Source organism: Pseudomonas sp. TR47 (assembly GCF_044143025.1).
Classification (GTDB): Bacteria; Pseudomonadota; Gammaproteobacteria; order Pseudomonadales; family Pseudomonadaceae; genus Aquipseudomonas; species Aquipseudomonas putida_E.
The window spans coordinates 69,932-88,137 of the sequence record NZ_JBHFCS010000011.1 but is presented as its reverse complement, the minus strand read 5'-3'; the positions used below and the strand labels follow the sequence as shown (position 1 = coordinate 88,137).

The window sequence follows — 18,206 nt, the reverse complement described above, 5'->3', positions numbered from 1 at the left end:
GCGGGCTGCCCGTCGTGAGTCTTGCGTGCATGACTCACCGCGGAACGTCCGCCGGACCGGATCACACGGGAAAACCCGGGGTCAACGGTCACAGGTGGTGCGGCGCCAGTAATGGCGCAGCGCCGAAGCGCAGTACCTAACGAAGACGGTAAAAAGCATGAATCTTCACGAGTATCAGGGTAAGCAGCTGTTCGCTGAGTACGGCCTGCCAGTTTCCAAGGGTTTCGCTGTCGATACCCCTGAGCAAGCTGCAGAAGCCTGCGACAAGATCGGCGGTTCCGAGTGGGTTGTCAAAGCCCAGGTCCACGCTGGTGGTCGCGGTAAAGCGGGCGGCGTCAAGCTGGTTCGCAGCAAGGAAGACGCCAAGGCGTTCGCTGCACAGTGGTTGGGCAAGAATCTGGTGACCTACCAGACTGATGCCAACGGTCAACCCGTCTCCAAGATTCTGGTCGAATCCTGCACTGACATCGCCAAAGAGCTGTACCTGGGCGCTGTAGTGGATCGTTCGAGCCGCCGTATCGTGTTCATGGCGTCCACCGAAGGTGGCGTGGACATCGAGAAAGTCGCTCACGAAACGCCTGAGAAGATCCTCAAGGCTACCATCGACCCGCTGGTCGGCGCTCAGCCGTTCCAGGGTCGTGAACTGGCATTCCAGCTGGGCCTGGAAGGCAAGCAGGTTCAACAGTTCGCCAAGATCTTCGTTGGCCTGGCCAAGCTGTTCAAGGATCACGATCTGGCCCTGCTGGAAGTGAACCCGCTGGTGATCAAGGCCGATGGCGACCTGCACTGCCTCGATGCCAAGATCAACATCGACGCCAACGCCATGTACCGTCAGCCCAAGCTGAAGACCTTCCACGACCCGTCGCAGGACGACGCCCGTGAAGCCCACGCTGCCAAGTTCGAACTGAACTACGTTGCCCTGGAAGGCAACATCGGCTGCATGGTCAACGGTGCCGGCCTGGCCATGGGTACCATGGACATCGTCAACCTGCACGGCGGCAAGCCAGCCAACTTCCTCGACGTGGGCGGCGGTGCTACCAAAGAGCGCGTTACCGAAGCGTTCAAGATCATTCTGTCCGACAGCAATGTCGCGGCCGTACTGGTCAACATCTTCGGCGGCATCGTTCGCTGCGACATGATTGCCGAAGGCATCATCGGTGCAGTGAAGGAAGTCGGCGTCAAGGTTCCGGTCGTCGTTCGCCTTGAAGGCAACAACGCCGAACTGGGCGCAAAAGTACTGGCAGAAAGCGGTTTGAACATCATTGCGGCAACCAGCCTGACCGACGCTGCTCAACAAGTTGTCAAAGCTGCGGAGGGCAAGTAATGAGCGTCCTGATCAATAAAGACACCAAAGTCATCTGCCAGGGCTTCACCGGCTCGCAGGGTACTTTCCACTCCGAACAGGCCATTGCCTACGGCACCAAGATGGTCGGCGGCGTTACCCCGGGCAAGGGTGGCACCACCCACCTGGGCCTGCCGGTGTTCAACACCGTCAAGGAAGCCGTGGAAGCTACCGGCGCTGACGCTTCGGTGATCTACGTTCCGGCTCCGTTCTGCAAAGACTCGATCCTGGAAGCTGCCTTCGGCGGTATCAAGCTGATCGTCTGCATCACCGAAGGCATTCCTACCCTGGACATGCTGGATGCCAAGGTCAAGTGCGACGAGCTGGGCGTGACCCTGATCGGCCCTAACTGCCCAGGTGTCATCACTCCGGGCGAGTGCAAGATCGGCATCATGCCAGGCCACATCCACTTGCCAGGCAAGGTCGGTATCGTTTCGCGCTCCGGCACCCTGACCTACGAAGCTGTGAAGCAGACCACCGACGCCGGCTTCGGCCAGTCGACCTGTGTCGGCATCGGCGGTGACCCGATCCCGGGCTCGAACTTCATCGACATCCTGAAGCTGTTCCAGGAAGACCCGAAGACCGAAGCGATCGTCATGATCGGTGAGATCGGCGGTTCGGCTGAAGAAGAAGCCGCGGCCTACATCAAGGCCCACGTGACCAAGCCAGTCGTTTCCTACATCGCTGGTGTTACTGCACCTGCGGGCAAGCGCATGGGCCACGCTGGCGCCATCATTTCCGGCGGCAAGGGCACTGCGGACGAGAAGTTCGCCGCCCTGCAGGACGCTGGTGTGAAGACCGTGCGTTCCCTGGCTGACATCGGCAAGGCCATGGCCGAGCTGACTGGCTGGGAAGCCAAGAAGTAAGTAACACAAAGTAATATGTAGTACCCCCACGCGCACAAAGGCCACCTTCGGGTGGCCTTTGTCGTTGTGCGGCTGTGAAGGCTGCGCCCCCACCTTCGGAAAGTTCGATCACCCTGATCAGGATTTTCAACCAGACATCCGCTCGAATCAGCAATAAATTGTCGTCGAACACGGTCAACCAGACGACAAACATGTACGCACATCGGACAAGCAGCACTGTGCCAGTGCGTTTAGCGGGTAAAACGGTTAATCTACGCGTTCACTTTGTGCCCGTACCCCAAAAGGGAACGACACGCTAAACGGGTCTGGCCTATCAAGCCGGGCAGCATTTCCCTCACTCAAGGGGAAATCCCTTCTCGAATCCCGATTTCAGCAGTGTGGTACTACCCTAAATGAAAGTTTTAAAAGGCCAGGATATCCTGGCGCTTGGCTTTATGACGTTTGCGCTTTTTGTGGGCGCTGGCAATATCATCTTCCCGCCCATCGTCGGCCTGCAGTCCGGGCCGCATGTGTGGATGGCCGCTCTGGGCTTCCTGGTAACGGCTGTGGGCCTGCCGGTCATCACCGTGGTCGCACTGGCCAAGGTCGGTGGTGGCATGGATGCGCTCAGCAGCCCGATCGGCAAGTTCTTCGGTGGCCTGTTGGCGGCGGTATGCTACCTGTCGGTCGGCCCGCTGTTCGCAACCCCGCGCACCGCGACCGTGTCGTTCGAAGTGGGTGTGGCACCGCTCACCGGCGAAAGCCCGTTGGCGTTGTTCCTCTACAGCCTGGTGTACTTCATCGTGGTACTGGCGGTGTCCATGTACCCGGGCAAGTTGCTCGATACCGTGGGCCGTTTCCTCGCGCCGCTGAAGATTATCGCCCTGGCGGTACTTGGTATCGCGGCGTTCGCGCTGCCGGCTGGCACCATTGGTGAAGCACAGCCTGCCTATGCAGCTGCGGCCTTCTCCAAAGGCTTCTCCGATGGCTACCTGACCATGGACACCCTGGGTGCGCTGGTCTTCGGTATCGTGATCGTCAATGCCATCCGCTCGCGGGGTGTCGAGTCGCCGAAGCTGATCACCCGCTATGCCATCATTGCCGGCCTGATTGCCGGTGTAGGCCTGGCGCTGGTCTACATCAGCCTGTTCCGCCTGGGAGCCAGCAGCCATGATATCGCGGCTGGTGCCACCAACGGTGCAGCGGTATTGCACGCCTACGTACAGCACACCTTCGGTTCGCTTGGCAGCGGTTTCCTGGCGGTACTGATCGCGCTGGCCTGCCTGGTGACTGCCGTAGGCCTGACTTGCGCATGCGCCGAGTACTTCAGCCAGATCCTGCCGCTGTCGTACCGTGCGCTGGTGGTGATCCTGGCGGGCTTCTCGCTGCTGATTTCCAACCTGGGTCTGACCAAGCTGATCATGTTCTCGATCCCGGTGCTGACCGCCATCTACCCACCGTGCATCGTGGTGGTAGGCCTGAGCTTCGTCAAAGACCTGTGGAATTCGCCAACACGTATTCTGGCGCCGGTCATGCTGGTGTCGCTGTTGTTCGGCATGGTTGACGCGATCAAGGGCAGCAGCATTGCCCACGTGCTGCCGGACTTCATGGCCCACCTGCCGCTGAGCGATCAGGGCCTGGCCTGGCTGGTGCCGTCGGTGGTGACACTGATGGCGGCTGTGGCGTGCGACCGCATGCTTGGCAAGCCGCGCGAAGCGCTGGCCTGATAGGTTGACGCCTGCCGTTGGCACCGGCCACAAGCCGTAGGGTGCCCGCGAAGGCCGATACACCAAACCCCGCACCCACAAGGGTGCGGGGTTTTTTATTGCGCCTATGTGCCTTTGCGTGCTTGCAAGCGTCGAAATGCGGTCCCTATCCTTGTCTGCCCTGGCCTTCGGGAAAACTGCATGAATTTCATCCAAAGCAACCTTCACAACGTGTTGGCCCTCTGCTGGTTCGCCCTTTGCTGGGGCGGCTATACCCGCTATGCCATCTGGAAGGGCCGCGACACTGCCTGCTTGGCCAGTGTGCTGCATCTGTACCGGGAAGACTGGATGCGCCGCATGCTGCTGCGCGACAACCGCATCGCCGATGCCAGTGTAATTGGCAATCTGGAGCGCAACGCGTCGTTCTTTGCCTCCAGTACCCTGATCATTCTGGCCGGCATCCTGACTGTTCTGGGGGCCTCTGACCGCGCCCTGTCGCTGCTGGCCGACCTGCCTCTGGTGCAGCAGGCCTCGCAAGGCATGTCGGAAATCAAGCTGCTTTGCCTGGCGATGGTTTTCGTCTATGCGTTCTTTACGTTCAGCTGGTGCATGCGCCAGTACAACTTCGCAGCAGTGCTGGTGGGGTCTGCGCCCATGATAGGCGAGCGGCTGGTCAGTGAGCTTGAGCGCAAGGCTTTCGCTTCACGGGCGGCGAGGGTGTTGTCGCTGGCGGCCAATCAGTTCAACTTTGGCTTGCGGTCTTATTACTTCGGCATGGCCATGCTCACCTGGTTCATCAGCCCGTGGTTGTTCATGGTCGTGAGTGTAGGAGTGGTATTGATCCTGTATCGCCGGGAGTTCCACTCCGATGTGCTGGAAGTGATGGTGTTCACGCCAACGGAAAGTGCGCCTACCGAGACCGGCAAGGAAGGCCTCGGTACAAACACATGAAACGTTTAACCTATAACTGGCAGGCACAAAAAAACCCGACAATGTCGGGTTTTTTTGTGCGTCGCGATTACTGCTTGGCAGGCTCAGCCGGTGCAGTAGCCGGAGTTGCCGGAGCGGCTTCTTCAGCAGCCTTCTGCTCGGCTTCAGCCTGATCTTTGGCAGCTTCGGCGTTTTCCTCGGCGGCGTCGTTCATTTTATCCTGAGCTTCGCCCATTTTTTCCTGGGCTTGCTCGGCATGTTCCTGTGCGTCTTGGGCTTTGTCTTCGCTCGCTTTATCGCAAGCAGCCAGGCCCATGGCAGCAGCCAGCATCAGAGCAAAAGCAAATGGTTTACGCATTGGGTGTTTCTCCTTGGTGGAATAAGTGACTTGTTCCTTCGAGTTCAGCCATGCGGCAATAGTTCCGTATCAGTTACAGATATATAACACCGCATCGCGGATAGACTTTTTATCACACTTATGCAGATGTCGCAGGCGCCAGTGGCTGTGAAGAGGAGTGTACCGATGACCGATTCAAGCTTGATGGCCATGGCCGAGCGTTTCTTGTCGGCACTGAAACATTGTCAAGTGTTGCAAATGCGCGTGGAGCATGCGGACACCGATGGCATGACGCTGCTCTTGCCCTGGTCGCCAGCCATCGTCGGCAACCCGCAGACCGGCGCAGTGCATGGTGGTGCCCTGACCACGCTGATGGACACCACCTGCGGGATGGCCACCCTTTGCGTGCTGCCGAGCTTTGAAGTATGTCCAACGCTGGACCTTCGTATCGACTACATGCATCCGGCAGAGGCGGGAAAGCCCATCTATGGTCATGCCCAGTGCTATCGGGTCACCCGAGACGTGATTTTCACCCGTGGCATGGCCTATCAGGACGACCCCGCCCAGCCGATCTGCCAGGTTGTCGGTACCTTCATGCGCCTGGGGCAGGAGGTCAAGGGCGGCATCCGGTTCGGCAAGGGGCTGAAGGAGGGCGGGGCATGATTCCACAAGACGTACGTCGACAGCTCAACGCGGCGCATGCCGTGGGCGATTACCAGCCATTGCTGGCGTTGATACCCTACGCCAGCCTGATCGGCATCACCTGTGTGCGCCAGGGCGATGACCTGCTGTTCCGCTTGCCGGCCAGCCCGGACAACATCGGCAACCCGTTGCTGCCGGCCATCCATGGCGGTGTGATTGCTGGGTTCATGGAGCTTTCTGCCGCCTTGTATCTGCTGATCTACAGCGAGAGCGCCAGCATCCCCAAGATCATCGATTTTTCCATCGACTACCTGCGCGCCGGGCTCTTTCGCGACACTTACGCGCAGTGCCAGCTCTGGCGCCAAGGCCGGCGGGTGACCAATGTGGCGATCACCGCCTGGCAGGGCGATCGACAATCGCCGATCGCCACTGCCCGTGCGCATTTCAAGATTGAGCCCCAAAAGCCCTTGAAATCGTCGGGGCTGCCCCCATCTGCATGACATCCGCCGTTAATGCATGCCGATTCGGCTGCCGGCGCCCACTGCCATCAGATCGGAGTTTTGAAGACCATGAGTGTGGAAACACAAAAGGAAACCCTGGGCTTCCAGACCGAGGTAAAGCAGCTGCTGCACCTCATGATTCACTCGCTGTACTCGAACAAGGAAATCTTCCTGCGTGAGCTGATTTCCAACGCTTCCGACGCCGCCGACAAGCTGCGTTTCGAAGCCCTGGCCAAGCCAGAGCTGTTCGAAAACGACGCCGACCTGAAAATCCGCCTGAGTTTCGACAAGGACGCCGGTACCGTGACCCTCGAGGACAACGGCATCGGCATGAGCCGCGAAGATGTGATCACTCACCTGGGTACCATCGCCAAGTCCGGCACGGCCGACTTCATGAAGAACCTCACCGGTGACCAGAAGAAGGATTCGCACCTGATCGGCCAGTTCGGTGTGGGCTTCTACTCTGCCTTCATCGTGGCCGACAAGGTCGACGTGTTCAGCCGTCGCGCCGGCCAGCCGGCTGCCGAGGGCGTGCACTGGTCGTCCAAGGGCGAGGGCGACTTCGAAGTTTCCACCGTCGAAAAACCACAGCGCGGTACCCGTATCGTCCTGCACCTGAAGAAGGACGAGCAGGAATTCGCCGATGGCTGGCGCCTGCGTAACGTGGTCAAGAAGTACTCCGATCATATTGCCCTGCCGATCCAGCTGCCCAAAGAGCAGGCGGCCGCCGAAGGTGAAGAGCAGCCGGCCGAAGAATGGGAAACCGTCAACCGCGCCAGTGCCCTGTGGACCCGCCCGCGTACCGAAATCAAGGACGAGGAATACCAGGAGTTCTACAAGCACATCGGCCATGACTTCGAAAACCCGCTGGCCTGGAGCCACAACAAGGTCGAAGGCAAGCTCGAATACAATTCGCTGCTGTACGTGCCGGCCCGCGCGCCGTTCGATCTGTACCAGCGTGAAGCGCCGCGCGGCTTGAAGCTGTATGTGCAGCGCGTGTTCATCATGGACCAGGCCGAGTCGTTCCTGCCGCTGTACCTGCGCTTCATCAAGGGGGTGGTCGACTCCAATGACCTGTCCCTGAACGTCTCCCGCGAGATCCTGCAAAAGGATCCGATCATCGATTCGATGAAAACTGCGCTGACCAAGCGTGTGCTGGACATGCTGGAGAAGCTGGCGAAGAACGAGCCTGAGCAGTACAAGGGCTTCTGGAAGAACTTTGGTCAGGTGCTGAAGGAAGGCCCGGCCGAAGACTTCGCCAACAAGGAGAAGATCGCCGGCTTGCTGCGCTTTGCCTCCACCCATGACGAGAGCGGCGAGCAGAGCGTCTCCCTGGCTGATTACCTGGCGCGCGCCAAGGAAGGCCAGGACAAGGTCTACTACCTCACCGGCGAGTCGTACGCGCAGGTCAAGAACAGCCCGCACCTGGAAGTCTTCCGCAAGAAGGGCATCGAAGTGCTGCTGCTGACCGATCGCATCGACGAGTGGCTGATGAGCTACCTCAACGAGTTCGACGGCAAGGCCTTCGTCGATGTCGCGCGTGGCGACCTGGACCTGGGCAAGCTGGACTCCGAAGAGGACAAGAAGGCCCAGGAAGAAGTCGCCAAGGAAAAAGAAGGCCTGGTCGAGCGCTTGAAATCTGCGCTGGGTGAGAGCGTCGCCGAAGTGCGTGTGTCGCACCGCCTGACCGATTCGCCGGCAATCCTGGCCATCGGTGAGCAGGACCTGGGCCTGCAGATGCGCCAGATCCTCGAAGCCAGCGGGCAGAAGGTGCCGGACTCCAAGCCGATCTTCGAATTCAACCCGACTCATCCGCTGATTGAAAAGCTGGACAACGAGCAGAGTGAAGACCGCTTTGCCGAACTGTCGCACATCCTCTTCGATCAGGCGGCCCTGGCGGCCGGTGACAGCTTGAAGGATCCGGCGGCGTACGTTCGTCGTCTGAACAAGCTGTTGGTCGAGCTGTCTGCTTGAGTTGATGCATCGATAAGCCCGCTTCGGCGGGCTTTTTTAATGGTGAATGCCCAAGGAGTGCTTGATGAGCAAGGTAATCGTCGAATCGCTGGTTTATCACCTGTCCGGCAAGGCCTATGAAAGCCGTCTGGTGTATGAGCCAGGTGCGCTGGGGCGACCGGGCCTGGTGATGGCGCCGAACTGGATGGGCATTGGCGAAGGTGCCGAGCGCATCGCCAAGGAAGTGGCCGAAAAAGGCTATGTGGTGCTGATTGCCGACCTGTACGGGCAATCGGTGCGTCCGTCCAATGCTGACGAAGCCGGGGCGGCGATGATGCCGTTGAAGAATGACCGTGGCGAATTGCGCAAGCGCATGAAGGAGGCGTTGGCGCAGCTGCTGGCACAGTCGAAGGCGTTACTCGAGCCTGGCAAGGTAGCAACCTTCGGCTTCTGCTTTGGCGGCTGCTGCGCCCTGGAGCTGGCCCGTACCGGTGCAGACCTGAAGGCTGCGGTGTCGTTCCATGGCACGCTGGATACCCCGACCCCTGAAGATGCCAAGCACATCAAGGGCTCGGTGTTGGTGCTGCACGGCGCATCCGACCCGCTGGTGCCGAGGGAGCAGCTGCCGGCCTTCGAGGAAGAGATGAATGCGGCCAAGGTGGATTGGCAGCTGCTGAGCTATGGCGGCGCGGTGCACTCGTTCACCGACCCGAATGCCAATGTGCCGGGCAAGATGCAGTATGACCGCAGGACCTCGGAGCGGGCGTTCCGCTCGATGCACAATTTGCTCACTGAAGTATTCCAGCGCTGACGGTGCAGTGGGGCCGCAAAGCGGCCCCACTTTAACGCGGTAGCTCGATCCGCGAAGTCTCCCCCGGCACCACCGGCCAATCGCCGGCAGCCCATTTCGCTCGGGCGTGTTCGATCAGTTGCGGATCACTGGCCACGAAATTCCAGTTCATCCGCCGTGGCCCATCCAGTGGCTCGCCGCCGATCAATACCAGCTGGCATTCACCCTCGGCATACAAGGCAATCTCTTCGCCCTCAGGCAGCACCACCAAGCTGCACGCCTCGACTTCCTCATCATTCATCATCAGCTCGCCGTCGAGCAGATACAGCGCCCGTTGCGCATGCTCATCAGGTACCACCAGCGTGGTCGCCGATTGCATCTGCACATGCGCGTAAAGGGTAGGGGAGAGGACTGGCACCGGCGATTCCAGGCAGAAACCGCTACCTGCAATCATGCAGATGCGTACCCCCAGGTTATCGCTCACTGGCAGGCTGGCCGCGGCGTGATGGCTATAGCTCGGTGCGCCTTGCTCGAGCGCGCGGGGCGACGCCAGCCACACCTGCAGCCCATGCAGGCGCGAACCGTGTGCCAACGCATCGACCGGGGTGCGTTCGACATGCGCCACGCCGCTGCCGGCCGTCATCCAGCTCACATCGCCAGGCAACACGCGCTGATTCGAGCCCAGGCTGTCCTTGTGCAGGATCGCCCCTTCGAACAGGTAGGTCAGCGTCGACAGGCCGATATGCGGGTGCTGGCGAATATCCATGCCGTGGCCCGGCGCATAGTCGGTTTCGAGCATGTGGTCGAAGAACACGAACGGGCCGACGCTGCGGCACTGCGCCGACGGCAGTGGGCGCAGGATCGGTTGGCCCTCGACCGACTCGGCACGCGGGCGGATCACCAATGGGCTGCTCATGCTGTGCTCCAGGCGGCGGGAAATAGCACCAGCATAGCGGTTTGCCGTGCATGGCTGAACCGCTGGCTTGGCCGCCAGGTCTACTCTGTTCATACACAGAGAAGGATGCTGCCCATGATCGCCAGAGCGCTGGCCTGCCTGCTGTTGAGCGCAACGTTGTGCCAGGCGGCACAGGCGCGTGATTACCGCTACAGTGACGCCCACCTGCACTATGTGGACTTCTTTCAAGAGACCGAGGGTATGGCTGCCCTGATCAAGGCCATGGATCAGGCGGGTGTCGACCACTCGATGATTTCTGGCATTCCGGTGGCCAAGAAATGGCACGAGGATGAGCCCAAGCGGCCGCGCTATTACGCCGGTGACGATGCCGACGCTTACTGGTACAGCGCCACCGATACCTACGTGGCGGCGGCGCTGCAGAAGCTGCCGGCCGAGCAGCGCAAGCGTTTTCATCCTTTCCTGACCGGTTTCAATCCGGTAGACAAGAATGCGGTCAGCCATATCGAGCGCATGCTCGATCTCTACCCTGGCCTCTGGCAGGGCATAGGTGAAGTATTTACCCGGCACGACGACCTTACTGCGCTGACCAGCGGTGATACGCCGCGCGCCAACAACGAGGCCATGACCCGTATCTATCACCTGGCAGCCGAACGCGACATGCCGGTACTGTTGCATTCGAACATCACCTCCAAGCGTGAGCGCAACCCGCTTTACCTGGCCGAGATCGAGGAACCGCTGCGCAATCATCCGCATACCCGGTTCATCTGGGCGCACGCGGGCACGAGCATGGAGATTCATCGGCATCAGACGCAGATGGACTTTCTATTGCCGGTGCTGACGCGCCTGCTCAACGACTACCCGAACCTTTACATCGACTTGTCGTGGACTGTGCTCGAGCCCTACCTGCTGGATGACAAGGGTGTGCCGCGCAAGGAGTGGCTGGCGCTGGTCGAGCGCTTCGCGCAGCGGTTCATGCTTGGGTCTGATGTGGTGGGCAAGTTTGGCAGCGTGGGGGAGCAGATGCACAGCTTCAAGCCGTTTCTGGATGCCTTGCCGGAAGGGGTGGCGAAGCAGGTGGCGCGGGACAACTTCCTGGAGGTCTTGCCCAAGGCTCGCTGACGGTCTGCCCGAACGCTACGCGGCACAGGCAAACACAAAAGAAAACGCCCCGAACCAGTCGGGGCGTTTTCATTTACCGCATCAAGGCATTACTTGCCAGTCCAGCGCTTGAGCACCAGGGTGGCGTTGGTGCCGCCAAAGCCGAAGCTGTTGCTCATGACCGTGTCGATCTTGGCGTTTTCTTCGGTTTTGCGCAGGATCGGCAGGTCAGCGACTTCCGGGTCCAGCTCGTCGATGTTGGCGGAGCCGGCGATGAAGTTGTTCTCCATCATCAGCAGGCAGTAGATCGCCTCGTGGACGCCGGCAGCACCCAGCGAGTGGCCCGACAGGCTCTTGGTCGAGCTGATCTTCGGTGCCTTGTCGCCGAACACGGCGCGAACACCTTTGATTTCGGCAACGTCGCCGACCGGAGTCGAGGTGCCGTGGGTGTTCAGGTAGTCGATCGGGGTGTCGACAGTGGCCAGTGCCTGCTGCATGCAGCGAATGGCACCTTCGCCGCTTGGGGCAACCATGTCGTAGCCGTCGGACGTCGCGCCGTAGCCGACGATTTCGGCGTAGATCTTGGCGCCACGGGCGAGGGCGTGTTCCAGTTCCTCGACCACGACCATGCCGCCACCGCCAGCGATGACGAAGCCATCACGGTCGGCGTCGTAAGCGCGCGAAGCCAGTTCCGGGGTATCGTTGCGCTTGGTCGACAAGGCGCCCATGGCATCGAACAGGAACGACTGGCTCCAGTGCTCTTCTTCACCGCCACCGGCGAAGACGATGTCCTGCTTGCCCCACTGGATCTGCTCCAGGGCGGTGCCGATGCAGTGTGCCGAGGTGGCGCAGGCCGACGAGATCGAGTAGTTCAGGCCCTTGATCTTGAACGGGGTGGCCAGGCACGCCGAAACGGTGCTGCCCATGGTGCGGGTGACGCGGTAGGGGCCGACACGCTTGACGCCTTTCTCACGCAGGGTGTCCAGCGCTTCCATCTGGTTCAGGGTCGAGGCGCCGCCGGAGCCAGCCACCAGGCCGGTACGCGGGTTGGAAACCTGCTCTTCGGTCAGGCCGGCGTCCTTGATCGCGTCCTGCATCGCCAGGTAGGCATACGCCGCAGCGTGGCCGACGAAGCGGTAGACCTTGCGGTCGATCAGTTCTTCGAGGTTGAGGTCGATGGAGCCGGAAACCTGGCTACGCAGCCCCTGTTCCTTGTATTCCGGGTTATAACGGATACCCGGACGGCTGTTGCGCAGGTTTTCGGTGACGGTAGCTTTGTCATTGCCCAGGCACGATACGATGCCCAGACCAGTGATAACGACGCGGCGCATGCGAATAACCCTTAGAAATTGTCAGTGGAGGTGAACACGCCGACCCGCAGGGCTTCGGCAGTGTAGATCTCGCGGCCGTCAACGCTGACCGAGCCATCGGCGATGGCCATGTTCAGCTTGCCCTTCAGGACGCGCTTGATGTGAATGTTGTAGGTGACTTTCTTGGCGGTAGGCAATACCTGACCAAAGAATTTCACTTCACCCGAGCCCAGGGCGCGGCCACGGCCAGGCAGGCCCTGCCAGCCCAGGAAGAAGCCAACCAGCTGCCACATGGCGTCAAGGCCCAGGCAGCCCGGCATTACCGGGTCGCCTTCGAAGTGGCAGGCGAAGAACCACAGGTCCGGGGTGATATCCAGCTCGGCGACCAATTCACCTTTGCCGTACTTGCCGCCTTCTTCGCTGATATGGGTGATGCGATCGACCATCAGCATGTTCGGCGCGGGCAGTTGCGCATTACCTGGGCCGAACAGCTCACCGCGACTGCAGCGCAGCAGGTCTTCCCGAGTAAAGGCGTGTTGTTTGGTCATGCGAGCTCCTCAATAACCCCCTGTGGCAGGGGATGAATCTTCCCGGCCAACCCGGCATCAGTCCGGGCGGCAGCCTACAGGTAGACTATTGCGTTGTGGTGAAAGTCACAGCGCACCTGGCGAAAGAAGTACAGGTGTGCACTGAAACGTCTATTTTCAGGGCCGATGAAGGTCCTGTCCAGTCCTTAAGACTGCCGCACTTTAGCATTTATCGCCAGTCGCGGCTGTCCGGCCGGGTAACCAGCGTTGCAACACCTGCTGCAGGTCAGTGCGGCGCAACGGTTTGCTCAGGTAATCGTCCATGCCGGCGGCCATGCAACGTTCCCGGTCACCCTGCAGGGCGTTGGCGGTCAAGGCGATGATCGGCAACTGGCCGCCGTTGGGCAGCAGGCGTATGCGTCGGGTGGCTTCATAACCATCGACCTGCGGCAGGCGGCAGTCCATCAGGATCGCAGCAAAGTGCTGCTGGCTGACCTTTTCCACGGCCTGGATGCCGTCATGGGCCACGCTGACCTCCAGCCCCAAGCTGCGCAACATGGCTTCGATGACGCTCTGATTGACCGGGTTGTCCTCCACCAGCAGGATCCGTTCGCCTTTGGCGAGCGGTGTGTGAGCCGCCAGCGCGCCGGGCAATGTCGCAGGCGCAGGGCTCGCCAGGGCTAGCGGCATTTCCAGGGTGAAGGTCGAACCCAGCCCTTCGTGGCTTTCGCCACGCAGCTTGCCGCCCATGCGTTCAGCAAGGGTGCGAGCGATGGACAGCCCCAGGCCAGTACCGCCATAGCGCCGGGAAATCGAGCTGTCGGCCTGCTGGAAGGCGACGAACATCATTTCCAGGCGTTCGCTGTCGATGCCGATGCCTGTGTCGCGCACGCTGCACGTGAACCACAGCGTCTGACGATCGAGCGCCTGCCAACGCGCTTCGACCTGCACCTGGCCGCGTTCAGTGAACTTCAGGGCATTGCCGACCAGGTTGAGGAGGATCTGGCGGATGCGCGTCGGGTCGCCCACCACCTGCAGCCGCTCGCTCTGGGCCGGTAATTGCAGTTGCAGATCCAGGCCCCGTTGCTGTGCGCTGTGTTGGAAGGACTGCACGCTGCTGGCGATCAGCTCGCCGAGATTGAAGTCGATATGCTCCAGTTGCAGCGTGGTGCGTTCGATCCGTGAGAAATCGAGAATGTCGTTGATCACCTTGAGCAAGTGCCCGGTGGATTCGCTGGCCACAGCCGTGTACTCGGCCTGCTCGCTGGTCAACTGGGTGGTTTCGAGCAGCTGCAGCATGCCCAGCACGCCATTCATGGGGGTGCGCAGCTCGTGGCTCATCATCGCGAGGAATTCCGACTTGGCGCCGTTGGCCTGCTCGGCCTCCTCGCGGGCCTGGATCAACTGGGCAATGGCTTGCTTCTGTTCGGCGCTGGCCTGTTCCAGTGCGCTGGCCAGGTTGTTGATGTGGCGTGCCAGGTGGCCCAGCTCGCTGTCGTCGACCACCGGCAGCGGGGTGTTGTAGTCACCTTGCTGGATGGCCTTGACCGCATGGCCCATGTCGCTGATCGGCTTTGCGAGGCTCATGGCCAGGCGCCGTGCGAGCAGGAAGGTGAACAACAGGGCGAACAGCGCCAGGATGCCAGCCTTGATAACGATCTCCTGTTGGCGCTGGCTGAAGGCGTCGTCCGACATGCCGACGATCACCCGCCCCAGATAATCGTCCCCGATCGCCGGCGACGGCGCTTTGCCCTGCTGCAGGAAGTCGTTGTCCAGGCGTATTTGCTGAAGCCGGATCGGCGCCTGGAACACCTCCACGCGTTGTGCCCGGTTAGCGCTCTCGTCAGACTGCTCGACGTACACCAGGATGTGGTTGCGGCTGTCCTGAACTTCCAGAAAGCGCACGTGGGGGATGCTCAGGGTGGCGCGCATCAGGCCTTCGAGCACTTCGTTGTTACCCGAGATCACACCGTACTCGGACGCTGGAGCCAACTGATTGGCGATCAGCTGACCGGTATGGTTGAGCTCTTGGCGCAAGTCCTGGATGCGCACGAAGGTGAAGAAGCTGATCAGCAGCAATGTCAGCAGCAGCGCAGGGCCCAGGCTTATGATCTGCGTACGGGTGTGGATATCCCAGCTCAGGCGTCTAGTCATGGGGTGGGTTCTCCTTCAGCCAAAACCTTGGCAGTGGCGTTCGGATCGATCGGTTCAAGGCCCAGGGCGCGAGCCACCTGCTGGTTGCCGCTGACCCCGAAACGTGCGGGGTAGAGGCTGCGCGGCCATTGCCCCGGCGGGCGGTCGAGCAGTTGGTCGAGCACCGCCAGCCAGTCCTCCTGGTCGCTGTAGGTACTGGCCAGGGCACCGGCGCGGACAAAGCCGGCGTTCGGGCCGATCAGCGCCATCTGCCGGCCGTAGGTGCTGAGCAGCAGGTTCTTGGCGGTCTTGGAGTTGTAAAGGTCGGGGTCTTCCAGGCCCAGTAGCACGTCGCTATTGCCCAACAGATCCAGCAGCGGCCGGCTGTCGCGCTGGTCCGGCCATTGCTGGGCGACGATTTCCAGCCCCAGTGGCCGGGCTGCCTGGCGTAGTTCATCAAGCAGAAAATGGCTGTGTTCTGCGTACAGCACGCCGATGCGTTGGGCCTGCGGCAACAGGTAGCGGGCCAGGCGCAACTGGCGGGCCAGGGGCGGGTCACTCCACAGCAGCGTCAGGTACGCCGGTCGCGACTTTCCCAGGCGCTGCTCGGCCTGCACGCGGCTGATGCGCATGGCCAGGGCCGCCGGCCCTTTGCTTTCGGCCAGGCGCCACTCCAGTGCGGCGCTGTCAAGCAGCACCAGGCGCAGGTCGGCCTTGAGCTTGCCTGGGCGCGGCAGTTCGGCGACGGTCTGAAACCGTACCTGATCTTGGTTGCGGCGGCTTTCGAGGGCCGCGACAAAGCTACGGATGCCGGGCTGTTCCTCGCCACCGACCAACAGGATTTCGCTGGCGGACAGCGAGCCTAATGGCCAAAGGCAGAACACCAGCAGGCGCAGCAGGCGGGCCATCAAAACTCCAGCTCCGCGCTGACGCTCAGGCGGTGACGGCTGTCATAGCGGTTCTGGAGGGTGGTGGTCGGCTCGTCGTCCAGGCGCTGCTGCCACAACGCAGCCAGCTCAAGGGTGCTGCCCTCGATCCGAAAGCGTTTGGCCAGACGCAGGTCGAGGCGCTCGTAGCGATACTGGTTAAGGGCATCGTCGCCGTAGTAGAACAGCGCACTGGACCAGCCATCACCCCATTCGCGCATCCAGCCCGCCGAGCCGCTGTTGCGGGCGGTGTTGGCGCTGTCGGCGGGGTTGCTGGCCCAGGCATCGACATAGGCATATGTGAAACGCAGGCGGTCGCGCCGGGTAGGGCGCCAGTCCAGCTGTGCCTCGCTGCCGCTGAATCGGGCCTTGTTGGCGTTACTGGCGATGTACTGGTTGTTCCTCAGGGGCTCGCTGATCATTCCGGTGATCTCGTCGTAGAACAGTTTCACATCCATGTTCAGGTCGATAGCAGTGAACTGGCCGTTGTAGCCCAGCTCGCGTGAACGCATGCGTTCCTGGTCGAGGTCGCCCGGGCCGCGGGTCTTGACGAAATACTCGCCGTTCTGCTGGCCGAACGCAGTAGGGGTCAGGTTCTTGACCGTGTAGCTCCAGTTGACGTTGTTTTCGAACATGTCCGGCGAGCGCACTGCCTCGGAGTACACCGCACGCAAGCCGTGGCGCGGGGTGATCAGGTAGTTGACTGCCATGCGCGGGGACAGCGAACTGCCGGACAGTTGCGAGTCTTCGAACATCGCGCCGCCCTGCAGGATCCAATGATCGTCCGCGCGCCACTCCAACTGGCCGAAGAGGCGCCAGGTCTGATCGTCCAGGCCGCCGTCGAAATACGTCTGTGAGTCGGCGCGGTCATAACGGTAGTTCATGCCGCTGAGCAGGCGCAGGTTGTCGGTCAGGCTCAGGGTATCCTGGATTTCCAGGTCGTAGCGGGTTTCACGGGTGCTCTGGTCGACATCGCCGCACACCACGTTGCTGCCGCCCTGGTTGTTCCACTGGTCCTTGATGGCATCGACCAGCGCCTGCTCTTCGGGGTTGCTGCTGTTGGGCGGGTTGTTGGCGCCGCGGGCGACCTGCTCGGCAAAATTCGGGTTGAGCTGCCACAGCCGGGTCAGTTCCGGGCTGAACGACAGCGCTGCATCGCAGGCGCGCCAGACCTGCTGGCGGTCGAAGTGCTGGGCCGAGCCCTGCACGTACAGGCTGTGGTCAGGGTTGAAGTCGATGTTCCAGCGCACGGAGCCTGCGTAGTCCTTGGCGTTGACGTCGGCGTTGTTGCCGCTTTCGGTGACAAAGGGGAATACGGGCTGGTAGGTATAGGGCCGCTGGTTGCTGCCCTCTTTGGCTGCCAGTTGCCATTCCAGGGTCTGATTTGTCGCGAGGCTATGGCTGACGCTGAGGTTGAAGCGGTTCAGGCGGCGGCTGTCGCGGTAATCCTGGCCAAACTGGTTTTCATCGAAGCCGTCATCTTTCTGGCCCGACACCGACAGGCGCAGATCACCGCCGTCCCAGCCGAAGCCGTGGCTGAGGTAGTAGTCATCGATGCCATCCTGGCCGCGGGTCAGCTTCATGCGCGTGCCATGGCTGTCCGCCGGATTGCGGGTGAGAATGTTGACCACCGCCATCAGTGCATTGGCGCCGTAGCTGACGGTGTTGGGGCCGCGGAATACCTCGATGCGTTCGATGTCCTCCAGCGCCACCGGGATGTCGCTCCAGTCCACCGTGGCCAGGCCCGCACGGTACACCGAGCGGCCGTCGATCAGCACCTGCATGCGCCGGGCTTCGTTGACGTTGGTGCCGTGGTAATTGACGGTTGGCTGGTTGCCGGCGCCGTAGCCGATCATCATCCCCGGCACCAGGCGCAGCAGTTCGGGGATGTCGCGGGCGCCGCTGGCACGGATCAGTTCGCTGTCGAGCACGGTCATGCTGCCCGGCACGGCGGCCGGGGATTGTTTCAGCCGCGTGGCGGTCAGAACCTGTGGCAGGTCGGCGTTGTCGATGAACAGGTCGTCGGCCACGGCCGGGCTGCCGAGCAAGGCAGTCAGCAGCAACAGGCGAGGGTAGGGAGGCGTGCCATGGAACACGATACGGCCTTGTATCAGAGTTGAAACAGGCATGTTAACTGACCATGGGGGTTTTGCCAGCCACAGGCTGCAAGCTGCAAGCTACAAGAAAACCTTGTGGCCAATGAGGGCGCTGTGTCTTGCAGCTTGCAGCTTGCAGCTTGCCGTATAATGGC

General features: G+C 61.3%; 16 protein-coding genes. 9 read left to right on the top strand and 7 right to left on the bottom strand.

The window, feature by feature from the left end; translation table 11 throughout:
- Positions 1-157: 157 nt before the first annotated feature.
- The 4 genes from sucC to ACEWE8_RS13900 all read left to right on the top strand — a co-directional run bounded on the left by sucC (position 158) and on the right by ACEWE8_RS13900 (position 4,844).
- On the top strand, positions 158-1,324 hold the full coding sequence (sucC, locus tag ACEWE8_RS13915) for an ADP-forming succinate--CoA ligase subunit beta (RefSeq protein ID WP_011534748.1): 1,167 nt from the start codon (positions 158-160) through the stop codon (positions 1,322-1,324).
- Positions 1,324-2,208: a succinate--CoA ligase subunit alpha gene (sucD, locus tag ACEWE8_RS13910; protein WP_046785249.1), complete on the top strand. Its 885-nt coding sequence runs from the start codon at positions 1,324-1,326 to the stop codon at positions 2,206-2,208. Before sucC ends, sucD begins: the two co-directional genes overlap by 1 nt.
- 392 nt (positions 2,209-2,600) lie before the next feature.
- Complete coding sequence (gene brnQ / locus ACEWE8_RS13905) at positions 2,601-3,914, top strand: branched-chain amino acid transport system II carrier protein (protein ID WP_046785248.1); 1,314 nt, start codon at positions 2,601-2,603, stop codon at positions 3,912-3,914.
- 180 nt (positions 3,915-4,094) lie between these two features.
- On the top strand, positions 4,095-4,844 hold the full coding sequence (locus tag ACEWE8_RS13900; protein ID WP_046785247.1) for a DUF599 domain-containing protein: 750 nt from the start codon (positions 4,095-4,097) through the stop codon (positions 4,842-4,844).
- A 67-nt stretch (positions 4,845-4,911) separates the two neighbouring features.
- On the opposite strand, the gene ACEWE8_RS13895 is transcribed toward ACEWE8_RS13900, so the two are convergent.
- Positions 4,912-5,181: a hypothetical protein gene (locus ACEWE8_RS13895; protein WP_012315342.1), complete on the bottom strand. Its 270-nt coding sequence runs from the start codon at positions 5,179-5,181 to the stop codon at positions 4,912-4,914.
- A gap of 165 nt (positions 5,182-5,346) precedes the next feature.
- Here ACEWE8_RS13895 and ACEWE8_RS13890 point away from each other — a divergent pair, with 165 nt between their 5' ends.
- The 4 genes from ACEWE8_RS13890 to ACEWE8_RS13875 all read left to right on the top strand — a co-directional run bounded on the left by ACEWE8_RS13890 (position 5,347) and on the right by ACEWE8_RS13875 (position 9,066).
- Positions 5,347-5,823 (top strand): PaaI family thioesterase, encoded by a 477-nt coding sequence (locus ACEWE8_RS13890; RefSeq protein ID WP_046785246.1) that lies wholly within the window; start codon positions 5,347-5,349, stop codon positions 5,821-5,823.
- Positions 5,820-6,302 (top strand): PaaI family thioesterase, encoded by a 483-nt coding sequence (locus ACEWE8_RS13885; protein WP_046785245.1) that lies wholly within the window; start codon positions 5,820-5,822, stop codon positions 6,300-6,302. The genes ACEWE8_RS13890 and ACEWE8_RS13885 overlap by 4 nt, the downstream gene beginning before the upstream one ends.
- Positions 6,303-6,371: 69 nt before the next feature.
- Entirely contained in the window at positions 6,372-8,276 is a 1,905-nt protein-coding gene (gene htpG / locus ACEWE8_RS13880) for a molecular chaperone HtpG (protein ID WP_046785421.1), read from the top strand.
- A 64-nt stretch (positions 8,277-8,340) separates the two neighbouring features.
- Positions 8,341-9,066: a dienelactone hydrolase family protein gene (locus ACEWE8_RS13875; protein ID WP_046785244.1), complete on the top strand. Its 726-nt coding sequence runs from the start codon at positions 8,341-8,343 to the stop codon at positions 9,064-9,066.
- A 31-nt stretch (positions 9,067-9,097) separates the two neighbouring features.
- On the opposite strand, the gene ACEWE8_RS13870 is transcribed toward ACEWE8_RS13875, so the two are convergent.
- Entirely contained in the window at positions 9,098-9,961 is an 864-nt protein-coding gene (locus ACEWE8_RS13870) for a pirin family protein (RefSeq protein ID WP_046785243.1), read from the bottom strand.
- A 114-nt stretch (positions 9,962-10,075) separates the two neighbouring features.
- Between ACEWE8_RS13870 and ACEWE8_RS13865 the strand changes: the two genes are divergently transcribed.
- Positions 10,076-11,080, top strand: a complete 1,005-nt coding sequence (locus tag ACEWE8_RS13865; RefSeq protein WP_161871283.1) for an amidohydrolase family protein — start codon at positions 10,076-10,078, stop codon at positions 11,078-11,080.
- 89 nt (positions 11,081-11,169) lie between these two features.
- Here the strand turns inward: ACEWE8_RS13865 and fabB are convergent, their stop codons facing one another.
- The 5 genes from fabB to ACEWE8_RS13840 all read right to left on the bottom strand — a co-directional run bounded on the left by fabB (position 11,170) and on the right by ACEWE8_RS13840 (position 18,084).
- A complete protein-coding gene (gene fabB / locus ACEWE8_RS13860) occupies positions 11,170-12,390 on the bottom strand; it encodes a beta-ketoacyl-ACP synthase I (RefSeq protein ID WP_012315335.1) in 1,221 nt (406 codons plus the stop codon).
- 11 nt (positions 12,391-12,401) lie between these two features.
- Positions 12,402-12,917: a 3-hydroxyacyl-[acyl-carrier-protein] dehydratase FabA gene (fabA, locus tag ACEWE8_RS13855; RefSeq protein WP_012315334.1), complete on the bottom strand. Its 516-nt coding sequence runs from the start codon at positions 12,915-12,917 to the stop codon at positions 12,402-12,404.
- Positions 12,918-13,118: 201 nt separating this feature from the next.
- Complete coding sequence (locus ACEWE8_RS13850; RefSeq protein ID WP_046785241.1) at positions 13,119-15,050, bottom strand: ATP-binding protein; 1,932 nt, start codon at positions 15,048-15,050, stop codon at positions 13,119-13,121.
- Positions 15,047-15,937, bottom strand: coding sequence for an ABC transporter substrate-binding protein (locus ACEWE8_RS13845; protein ID WP_046785240.1), 891 nt, complete (start codon positions 15,935-15,937; stop codon positions 15,047-15,049). The genes ACEWE8_RS13850 and ACEWE8_RS13845 overlap by 4 nt, the downstream gene beginning before the upstream one ends.
- Positions 15,937-18,084 (bottom strand): TonB-dependent siderophore receptor, encoded by a 2,148-nt coding sequence (locus ACEWE8_RS13840; protein WP_174142478.1) that lies wholly within the window; start codon positions 18,082-18,084, stop codon positions 15,937-15,939. Before ACEWE8_RS13840 ends, ACEWE8_RS13845 begins: the two co-directional genes overlap by 1 nt.
- Positions 18,085-18,206: the final 122 nt, after the last annotated feature.

Coding starts and splice junctions, on each gene's coding strand:
- sucC (WP_011534748.1), top strand. CDS start 158: ATGAATCTTCACGAGTATCAGGGTAAGCAGCTGTTCGCTGAGTACGGC.
- sucD (WP_046785249.1), top strand. CDS start 1,324: ATGAGCGTCCTGATCAATAAAGACACCAAAGTCATCTGCCAGGGCTTC.
- brnQ (WP_046785248.1), top strand. CDS start 2,601: ATGAAAGTTTTAAAAGGCCAGGATATCCTGGCGCTTGGCTTTATGACG.
- ACEWE8_RS13900 (WP_046785247.1), top strand. CDS start 4,095: ATGAATTTCATCCAAAGCAACCTTCACAACGTGTTGGCCCTCTGCTGG.
- ACEWE8_RS13895 (WP_012315342.1), bottom strand. CDS start 5,181: ATGCGTAAACCATTTGCTTTTGCTCTGATGCTGGCTGCTGCCATGGGC.
- ACEWE8_RS13890 (WP_046785246.1), top strand. CDS start 5,347: ATGACCGATTCAAGCTTGATGGCCATGGCCGAGCGTTTCTTGTCGGCA.
- ACEWE8_RS13885 (WP_046785245.1), top strand. CDS start 5,820: ATGATTCCACAAGACGTACGTCGACAGCTCAACGCGGCGCATGCCGTG.
- htpG (WP_046785421.1), top strand. CDS start 6,372: ATGAGTGTGGAAACACAAAAGGAAACCCTGGGCTTCCAGACCGAGGTA.
- ACEWE8_RS13875 (WP_046785244.1), top strand. CDS start 8,341: ATGAGCAAGGTAATCGTCGAATCGCTGGTTTATCACCTGTCCGGCAAG.
- ACEWE8_RS13870 (WP_046785243.1), bottom strand. CDS start 9,961: ATGAGCAGCCCATTGGTGATCCGCCCGCGTGCCGAGTCGGTCGAGGGC.
- ACEWE8_RS13865 (WP_161871283.1), top strand. CDS start 10,076: ATGATCGCCAGAGCGCTGGCCTGCCTGCTGTTGAGCGCAACGTTGTGC.
- fabB (WP_012315335.1), bottom strand. CDS start 12,390: ATGCGCCGCGTCGTTATCACTGGTCTGGGCATCGTATCGTGCCTGGGC.
- fabA (WP_012315334.1), bottom strand. CDS start 12,917: ATGACCAAACAACACGCCTTTACTCGGGAAGACCTGCTGCGCTGCAGT.
- ACEWE8_RS13850 (WP_046785241.1), bottom strand. CDS start 15,050: ATGACTAGACGCCTGAGCTGGGATATCCACACCCGTACGCAGATCATA.
- ACEWE8_RS13845 (WP_046785240.1), bottom strand. CDS start 15,937: ATGGCCCGCCTGCTGCGCCTGCTGGTGTTCTGCCTTTGGCCATTAGGC.
- ACEWE8_RS13840 (WP_174142478.1), bottom strand. CDS start 18,084: ATGCCTGTTTCAACTCTGATACAAGGCCGTATCGTGTTCCATGGCACG.